8 protein-coding genes are annotated in these 8,881 nt (G+C 43.4%); all 8 read right to left on the bottom strand.

Annotation, left to right across the window (positions count from 1 at the left end; genetic code table 11):
* Positions 1–188: 188 nt before the first annotated feature.
* The 8 genes from KS419_RS13800 to KS419_RS13830 all read right to left on the bottom strand — a co-directional run bounded on the left by KS419_RS13800 (position 189) and on the right by KS419_RS13830 (position 8,684).
* Positions 189–1,400, bottom strand: a complete 1,212-nt coding sequence (locus KS419_RS13800) for an AGE family epimerase/isomerase (RefSeq protein WP_217066972.1) — start codon at positions 1,398–1,400, stop codon at positions 189–191.
* Between the two features lie 1,586 nt (positions 1,401–2,986).
* Positions 2,987–3,433, bottom strand: coding sequence for a DUF8042 domain-containing protein (locus KS419_RS13805; protein ID WP_217066973.1), 447 nt, complete (start codon positions 3,431–3,433; stop codon positions 2,987–2,989).
* Positions 3,434–3,975: 542 nt separating this feature from the next.
* On the bottom strand, positions 3,976–4,107 hold the full coding sequence (locus tag KS419_RS25250) for a hypothetical protein (RefSeq protein ID WP_281419808.1): 132 nt from the start codon (positions 4,105–4,107) through the stop codon (positions 3,976–3,978).
* A 543-nt stretch (positions 4,108–4,650) separates the two neighbouring features.
* Positions 4,651–5,019 (bottom strand): flagellar protein FliT, encoded by a 369-nt coding sequence (gene fliT / locus KS419_RS13810; protein ID WP_217066974.1) that lies wholly within the window; start codon positions 5,017–5,019, stop codon positions 4,651–4,653.
* Positions 5,020–5,024: 5 nt separating this feature from the next.
* Complete coding sequence (gene fliS / locus KS419_RS13815) at positions 5,025–5,531, bottom strand: flagellar export chaperone FliS (RefSeq protein ID WP_217066975.1); 507 nt, start codon at positions 5,529–5,531, stop codon at positions 5,025–5,027.
* A gap of 204 nt (positions 5,532–5,735) precedes the next feature.
* The gene (gene fliD, locus KS419_RS13820; RefSeq protein ID WP_217066976.1) at positions 5,736–7,577 is read right to left on the bottom strand and encodes a flagellar filament capping protein FliD; all 1,842 of its coding nucleotides are present in this window, start codon (positions 7,575–7,577) and stop codon (positions 5,736–5,738) included.
* A 144-nt stretch (positions 7,578–7,721) separates the two neighbouring features.
* Entirely contained in the window at positions 7,722–8,096 is a 375-nt protein-coding gene (locus KS419_RS13825) for a flagellar protein FlaG (RefSeq protein ID WP_217066977.1), read from the bottom strand.
* A gap of 414 nt (positions 8,097–8,510) precedes the next feature.
* Complete coding sequence (locus tag KS419_RS13830; RefSeq protein WP_217066978.1) at positions 8,511–8,684, bottom strand: hypothetical protein; 174 nt, start codon at positions 8,682–8,684, stop codon at positions 8,511–8,513.
* Positions 8,685–8,881 lie beyond the last annotated feature (197 nt).

Here is an 8,881-nt window from a genome sequence, read left to right on the forward strand (position 1 = left end):
GAGTAATCTAAAAAGATCTTTAACCGACCATACATATAACGCAACACCCATATATCCGATATAATAAGAGTCCATAGGAAAAAGTTAGCCCCTTTCGCTTGTGAGACTCTTATTATTTTTGATCTGTTCACAAAAAGTTCGGGGACCTGGTCCCCGAACTTTTATTGCGGGACCAGGTCCCGCACAATTTAGTGAACAATCCGACTGACTCGTTCAATGACCTCCATACAAGCACGGCTATTATGGTCCGGTCCTTTCCAAGGTTCCACAATCGGCTTCGAAGTATCGATCTCATTGTCACGTGTCAATTGCCAGTACCATTCCCCGTGCTTTGGATCAACATAATAATCCCTTATATAATCCCATGAATTATTAAAATGGGTTAAGTATTTCTCCTCCCCTGTCACCTCATAGGCATTCAAAAACGCAACCATCGCCTCAGATTGCACCCACCAAACCCGCGCACCATCGAGTACTTCCCCGTTCACCGATTCGTGAACCAGGCTGCCATCGTCCTCTATCCCTTCCTCAATACAAGTATCCACAATACTCATTGTCACATTTTTCATTTTCTCAACTCTCTTCTCACAATCCAACGCCTGTGCAGCAGCTGTCATTATCCAACTAAACTCCATATCACGGCCGTAAACCACGCGCGAAGACTCCTGACCCCACTTTTCATCAAAAAATAAAGTTACATGGCCTGTTTCATTGTTCATCCCTTTTTCCAATAGGAGATCAAACAATGCCTTCAACTTATCTTCCACAACCTCGTCTTCCATCACACTATATAAATTCAAGTAGGCTTGTAATATTAGAAGATGGGTTTTCATCGTTTTTGCCACATGTAAATCATTTTCCCGAAGTCTCAAATCCCCATCTTGTTCCCAATCCCTAGTGAAGGATTCGTAATAACCCCCGTTCTTCTTATCAGCACCATGTTTTTCCATCACCCGAAATAGCTCCTTCGCTAAATTAAGCACATCCCCATTTCCAGTTACTTTGAAAAACTCAGTTATCCCATACAAAGCAAATGCCTGATTATACATATGTTTATGGGTATCTTTTGCTAATCCATTATCTTCATCTAGCGACCAATAAAAGCCCCCGTATTCCTTATCGAGAAAATGTTCGATCATGTAATCATAAGCCCGCTCTGCAACCTTCACATCATCTTCATGATTATACATGCGATAGGCTGCGGAAAAACTCCATAAAATTTTCGAATAGAGGATGCAGATCTTATCACTTTCTTTATCAATTGATAAGTCAAAAAACATATAACCATGGAAACCATCGCCGTATTCATCCACAACATGCGTCTTCCAAAATGGCAAAATATGGTCTACCAGTTCCTTTTCAATCTCGTCTTTCACACCTAAGAGATGATTCTGTTCCATAATAGTAACTCACCCTTTCCCGTCAAAGTATGTATTGAAAAGTTCTCGAATATAATGGACAAAAATTAGGCAGGAAATCTTTTACCCCTTAGTTTCTCTTTTTGAGATAGAACCATTCATTAAATTGACGTTAATTAATTTGTCACGAATTCTCGAACAGTTCAGTCAGTCCAACTAATTAACAGAACCTATCATGGGTTCGGACAATTCTTCTGCTTGTCCTCTTCCAACTGTCCGAACTCACCTCCAGTTCGGACAATTCATCAACTGCTCGTATTCCATTTGTCCGAATCTGGCTCCAGTTCGGACAACTCATCAACTTCTCCTTCTCCATTTGTCCGAACCAAGCCCAAGTTCGGACAACTCATCAACTTCTCCTTCTCCAACTGTCCGAACTAGCCTCCAGTTCGGACAACTCATCAGCTACTTCTTCTCCAACTGTCCGAACTCACTTCCAGTTCGGACAACTCATCAACATCTCCTTCTCCAACTGTCCGAACTCACCTCCAGTTCGGACAATTCACCAGCTTCTCCTTCTCCATTTGTCCGAATCTGCCTCCAGTTCGGACAATTCATCAACTTCTCCTCTTCCAATTGTCCGAACCAAGCTCCAGTTCGGACAATTCATCAGCTTCTCCTTCTCCATTTGTCCGAACCAAGCCCCAGTTCGGACAACTCATCAACTTCTCCTTCTCCAACTGTCCGAACTCAGCCCCAGTTCGGACAATTCACCAGCTTCTCCTTCTCCATTTGTCCGAACCAAGCCCCAGTTCGGACAACTCACCAGCTTCTCCTTCTTCAATTGTCCGAACCTAGCCCAAATTCGGACAACTCATCAACTTCTCCTTCTCCAACTGTCCGAACTCAGCCCCAGTTCGGACAACTCATCAGCTACTTCTTCTCCAACTGTCCGAAATTCACCCCCAGTTCGGACAATTCATCAACTTCTCCTATTCCAATTGTCCGAATCTGGCTCCAGTTCGGACAATTCATCAACTGCTCGTATTCCATTTGTCCGAACTCACCTCCAGTTCGGACAATTCACCAGCTTCTCCTTCTCCATTTGTCCGAACCAAGCCCAAGTTCGGACAACTCATCAACTTCTCCTTCTCCATTTGTCCGAACTAGCCTCCAGCTCGGACAACTCATCAGCTACTTCTTCTCCAACTGTCCGAACTCACTTCCAGTTCGGACAACTCATCAACTTCTCCTTCTCCAACTGTCCGAACTCACCTCCAGTTCGGACAATTCACCTACTGCTCCTCTTCCAACTGTCCGAACCAAGCTCCAGTTCGGACAATTCACCAGCTTCTCCTTCTCCATTTGTCCGAACTAGCCTCCAGTTCGGACAATTCACCAGCTTCTCCTTCTCCATTTGTCCGAACTAGCCTCCAGTTCGGACAATTCACCAGCTTCTCCTTCTCCATTTGTCCTAACTCAGCTCCAGTTCGGACAATTCAACCAAATACTGTACTCGCTCGCTCCTATCCCACCAAATCACTATTCTCTCATTGTTTCCGATCCTTATTGTTTCCGATCCTTTTTATTCCCGCTCCCTCATCCTTCTTAAATCACTATTCCCCATATTATTCCCCCTTCCCCTCCTCTTCCTTCTGCAATTGCAAATGCTCAACATTCAACTTTAATTCCCCTATTTTCCGTTGCACGACCGCCAACCACTTTTCATACTCAGGAATATATCGATCTTTCAAAAATTCAATCCTCTCCTCCACAATCGGAATACTTTCTTCTATATTTTTCGCCGTCTTAACAACTCCATTAAAAACTTTCAGGCTATCCATCCCCCCATCATCCTTACTAAAAATCGAAACCATCGTGACATTATCCGTAGAATATGGGTCCAACCCCTCCAGCGTTCCAGACAACAATCGATTACCGATGTCAGCATCCCCGATACGATAGGATTCCATTACAAATTCGACATTCGATTCGATTTTTTCTAAATATTCCTTGTACATGACTAAAAAACGCAACTTAGATTCCTCTAACGCCAAAATTGCTGTCACTTTCATCACTCCTTCCCCTAGAATGAACGAAGATCATCTACTCTTTTTTTGAAAAAAATCGTCACCTGTTATTTTCCATTTATTTTACACTACCTTGCTAACCGATAAAAACGATAGGAAAAAAGGAAATCGAAAGTCCATACGAAAAAACATATAAGAGAAGCCCTCGAACAAGACAACTTCTCCGAAGGTACCAAAAGCTAATACTTTCTTTTAAAAAACTAAGATCAGTCCCTTTTGCTCAAAACACCAATGGGTGAAAACTCCATCTAGAATCTTCGATTTAGGTGGTGAGATTCACCAAAGAAAAATAATCTGCTCTGCACTACCCCCACCCTTACCCTTGATAAATTTAAATGTAAATCTACAGAAAAAAATAGAAACCTTCTAATCCATACACAAAATAAGGGAACCTCCACAAATCCGAGGCCCCCACCATTCCATACTAAAACTATCCAAATTCAAAATCTCATATCTGTAGTGCCTTACAACATTCCTAAAATAACAAACTAAAGAAAGCTAAGGACTTACTCCCCTTACATACTTCCTCACTTAAGCCTATTTTTTATTTGTATCAATGTGATCAATATTGCCACATTTACCACAGCCAAAAACGGAATTCCAAAATAAAGGACATACAAGATCCAGTTCAGCGAATCCTTCTCCGATAATAGCTCCATACCATTCCCCTCCTACCCTATTGAGATACACTTTACATCCCGCAACCATAAGACGACAGATCACCTAAAATGTTTCATCCACTTCTTCCACCCTCCTATTCCATCTCCCCCATCCAGTACATCCGCACCACCTATTCCACCTATTCCATCTCCCCCATCAACTTCATCCACTCCATCCACCCCATTCTTTCCACCTACTCGCCCCACCCCAAAAAAACACCGATTCCCAACCAACACAAAAAAGACCAAACCGTCACCCGATGATTTGGTCTTACCTCTCGAACTAACTTTATTACCATTTACACCCAAAATAACAATCCACATTCAAAATTAACTGACCGTTAAGAATTTACCAATATCGTCGAACCCCATCCAATAGCCAATAGCCAACAGCCAATAGCCAACAGCTTTTGCCCTGGAAATAGCCTACCTTTCTTCATCTCACAAACGCTAGACGATATACTAGCAAAAAAAACCAATCCCAATCCTTACTAGCATCCTTATACTAAAAAACTAACACCCAAACTTCACAATGACCGTTCATCAATTTTTCTTATCAATAAACGACCCGTCCAGCGGCCCATAATCATAAGGATTCTCATAACGCCGACCAGATTCCTTCTTCTTCTTCAACTCAAACATATCCCGCTTGATCCGATTTAACTCCGCCCCAAGCCGGGGTGCCATCGCCTCATTCAGCCGCACCGATTGCTCGAGCAAAACCTTATCCCCGTCATCAGGCTCCACCTTAATCGAACGAATAATCAAGCCTCGCTCCTCCGTCAAAGAAGTCAACCGCTCAATATACTCGTCCCGGACCTCCGAAGCGGGCGGTACCTCCACCAACTCATACAGCTCCTTCGTCACCGCAAACAGCTGCTCAAACGAATTCCCTTCCCTGCCAGTAACCATCACCACTATCTCCCCGCTCCAGAAGCCCTGCCAGCCCTATCCGCACCAATCGCCCCAGAACCATTCCCAGCACCAGCACTCGAACCAGCACCAACAGCCACTCCACTATTGCCGGCCCCGGCACCAACACCATGACGCCGCTGACGATCCAACAACACAACCTGCTTCCAAGTATCACAGAAATCCGCCACAAACTCCTCCGCTTCCTTCAGCGCCGCACGATCATTATTCATATTCGCATCCACCATTCGGCTCAAAATAAAATCATATAACTGCATCATATTTTTCCCAAGCTCCGTGTCGGTCTTAAGCGTCACCATCAACTCTCTGATAATATCCTGCGCCTTGATCAGATTCTTGTTACGCTCCTCCACCTGCCCCTCATCCATCGCCTTCTCCGCCCGCTTCAAAAACTTCAAACAACCCTCATATAACATCAACGTCAACTCACCCGGCGACTTCGTCTGCACCGTATTCTGCTTATAATTCGCGTATGGATTATTAACCGCCATCCTCAAAATCCCCCTTTAAAATAAACACCAAAACCACTACTACAGCCACGGGAAAACCACAACCTCTGATTAATCCCAAGTGACCTTTCCTTGAAGCAAACACTCCTCATGGAGTCAAATTATATGAAGTTGCCACATAAAAACCCAATCCATAACCAAAATCCTAGTTAGTCACTGTTTATCTAAATAACCCTTACTTCCATCCTACCCTTGCGGCATCAACATGGACCAAATCTGGTCCGCTTGAGAATTCAGTTCCGCCATCGCTTTTTCCATCGCAGAAAACTGTCTCCAATACCGGTCCTCGGTCTGCTGCATCCGCCGTTCAAAGTTCGAAATTTGATCCTCTAATGTATTCAGTTGCCGTCCGATCGTAAACTGATGATTTGTCCTGCCTTCCCGTCCGGCCCTGGTAGTAATTTGATTAATTGCTGTATCCAACGTTCCTCGTAGTTGACGGATGACCCCTTGTCCCGAACGGTCATCACTATTACCGTTAAACAGCTGGTGGACTTCTTCCCCATGGTTTTCGATATAATATCGCATCCGGTCCTCCCCATTCAGCCGTGCCCCATTCGGCATCGTCCGGCTGTTTGGATCTAGGATGATTTTCCCTCCGTCCATATAATCAGGAGATGTCACAAGTCCAAACGCTGACAGATCCTTTAAGATTCGATCAGGATTTTCGTCCGAAATACCAGAAAACATCGCCATTCTCATTTGGCCCAGTGTTGAGCTAAGTGTGGAGTCATTACGTAACAGACCACTTCGGGCCCTTTCCTCCCACATTTCAATTTCCTTCTCGCTCATGGCTTCCTTTTGATCATCGGTTAACGGTTTATAATCCCGGTACCGTTCCTCACGAAGGGCGCCGTTGATCATGTCCACAAGTTCGTTGTACTCTTCCACAAACTTCATGATGTCTTCCATGATTTTGTCCGTGTTCGTAACTGTCGTGATCATCACCGTTTCCCCGTTCGTCACTCCAGCGAGATTATAAGTGATTCCATTGAGAGAAAAAGAATTCGTGGTTCTTTCCGTCCAGTGCCCATTAATTTGAACACGTGCATTATCCCCGCGGACACCGGCCCCAACAGTCATCTCTCCACTTTCGTAAATTGTTTCCCCATTATCACCAACTTGGGGACTATTTACGACAGCAAAACCAATCTGTTCAAAGAAATTCCTAGCATTGATTCGTGCCATCGATTCAGCCGTAAGACCATTCCCAGGCTCATCTGTCCCATCGGCAGGACCCTCCGTCCCAGGTGGCTCTTCCACGCCAGGTCCTGCTTCTCCCCCATCGTCCCCATCTTCAGTATCCATGGATTCGAAGGCTCCAGCGCCCGTCACCTCATCTGGTGGGTCTGGTTCTCCTTCCACCGGATCTGATTCCATTGGCTGTTCAGGATCTAAAAACTTAATCCCACCGCCTGCACCAGTGCTTGACATGGACATCACGACTTTCGAAGTTCCGTCTGCACTATTATCTATAAAAGCATTAAACCCTGCTCCTGCACGGTTTACTTTCGTTAATACTCCTTGTAAGGTGTCATCCCGATGGACTTCCACCGAAACATTTTCAAACTCCTGTCCTGCGCCAGGCTTTTTCACTTGGAAGGTGAGTGTTGCCTTACCATCCCCGTCAAAATGAAAGAGATCGTCTCCCCATTCTCCTATTTTTTTCGTTAGCACATCGGCATTTTCCGGCTGATTAGATACAAATGTTGTTGACGTTGCCAACCGGTCCACCTTCATTTGAATCGACGTATTCGGAGCATTCGCCCCGGCCGTTGCGGTTACTGCCCTTTCATTGGAACTAGTTACTTTCTTTTGCATTAGTGTCGATTGAAGGGCTATCCCTCTCGCTGCAACAGAATCCCGCAGACTAGTTATTTTCAAGTTTATTTCACGATAAGAATCCCGTTGCCATTCCAGCGTCGTGCGGTTTTGAAAAAACTTATCGCCGCGCATTCGCTCCGCCCGCATTAAATCTTTTATAATCTGATCTGTATCCATACCAGATGCCAATCCGCCAATTCGCATATACACTCACTCCCCAAATCCCTATATACTCATCTGGATAAAAATCGAATCCTGTCTTTATATGTAATATCGGATAAAACGTAAAATTGTTTAGTGAAAAAAAGAAATGGACCCGAATAATCGAGCCCCTATGCCTATCTACCATTATATTTTTTCATCAATAATAATCCCTGCGAACTCCAGCATCGAAGAGATCATATCTAAGAATTCCTTCGGCGGTATCTCTTTAATGACTTCATCCGTATCCCGGTCAATCACACGAATCATCGTTCGTTCCAATTGTTCATGTTTCTCAAATTGCAGAGATGTAAACTGCGTCTGTGCCAGATGGTTTAATGCGCTGATCTTCTCTGTAATGATCTCATCTGACCATTCATGAGACTCCTGTTTCGATACTGCTTCTGCCGTTCTAGATGAGGTGTCGACACTTCCTTGTGTCCGTTGCGTTTCCGATCTTTCTTGTTGAACTTGTGAAAAAAGCTCATTTACGGTTATGGATCCAGTTGATTTCACTTCCATGTGCAAATCCCCCATTATTCAGTTTTCTACCCATTATATCGGTTGAACTGTCCAAATAGTTTAGATGTAACCGGGAATTTGAGTTATATATTTTGACTCACAATTCAAAATTAGCGTGACAATTGGTCATCATTATCCATATACGCAATCGATATCCTTTGCATTAAGCTCTGTTATCGTTCTATGTTGATTTTACTATCAGAGGAAGAGACACCTGCAGAGGAGGCTCCCGAACAACCGCCCGCGGCTAAGAAGACACCATGAATACAATTGAAGAGATGAGACATGGATGCGAGAGGTTTGATTACGGTTGGTTTATAGTAGAAAAAGAAGCCTATCGATACGATATGACTTCAAATCATTGTATTTCTTTGAATTAACTTGCTCTCGTTTCTTCAATAATTAATAATTTATTTAATGGAAACCAAATAATAGGAACAAATATAGTAATGGAAAAGTTGAAACCACAAAAGGTACAATAGCTACCCACTTCAACCACTTCTTTTTATATTTGATGCCTATTGTAAATAAGAAAACAGTAAAAATTATACCTATAACCATTAAGATAAGCATTTGTAAAAACGACATAAATAGACCTCCTCGCAAGTTAAGTGAAATAGCAATTGTTAAACAAGCCCTCATAAATAACTATACAACAAAAAGTAATTATTTACCTTCTTTATAATTCATACGTTTGCGTCAACCATTTGTGGGCATATTTTTTAGTGAGTTCAGGAATGCCTCTTTTTGTTAAGTTTTTGTTGACAACGCTTTCTTGATTTAAT

The sequence above is a fragment of the Evansella tamaricis genome (genome assembly GCF_019042215.1).
In the GTDB taxonomy this organism is placed as follows: Bacteria; Bacillota; Bacilli; order Bacillales; family Salisediminibacteriaceae; genus Evansella; species Evansella tamaricis.

Coding starts and splice junctions, on each gene's coding strand:
- KS419_RS13800 (WP_217066972.1), bottom strand. CDS start 1,400: ATGGAACAGAATCATCTCTTAGGTGTGAAAGACGAGATTGAAAAGGAA.
- KS419_RS13805 (WP_217066973.1), bottom strand. CDS start 3,433: ATGAAAGTGACAGCAATTTTGGCGTTAGAGGAATCTAAGTTGCGTTTT.
- KS419_RS25250 (WP_281419808.1), bottom strand. CDS start 4,107: ATGGAGCTATTATCGGAGAAGGATTCGCTGAACTGGATCTTGTATGTC.
- fliT (WP_217066974.1), bottom strand. CDS start 5,019: ATGGTTACTGGCAGGGAAGGGAATTCGTTTGAGCAGCTGTTTGCGGTG.
- fliS (WP_217066975.1), bottom strand. CDS start 5,531: ATGGCGGTTAATAATCCATACGCGAATTATAAGCAGAATACGGTGCAG.
- fliD (WP_217066976.1), bottom strand. CDS start 7,577: ATGCGAATTGGCGGATTGGCATCTGGTATGGATACAGATCAGATTATA.
- KS419_RS13825 (WP_217066977.1), bottom strand. CDS start 8,096: ATGGAAGTGAAATCAACTGGATCCATAACCGTAAATGAGCTTTTTTCA.
- KS419_RS13830 (WP_217066978.1), bottom strand. CDS start 8,684: ATGTCGTTTTTACAAATGCTTATCTTAATGGTTATAGGTATAATTTTT.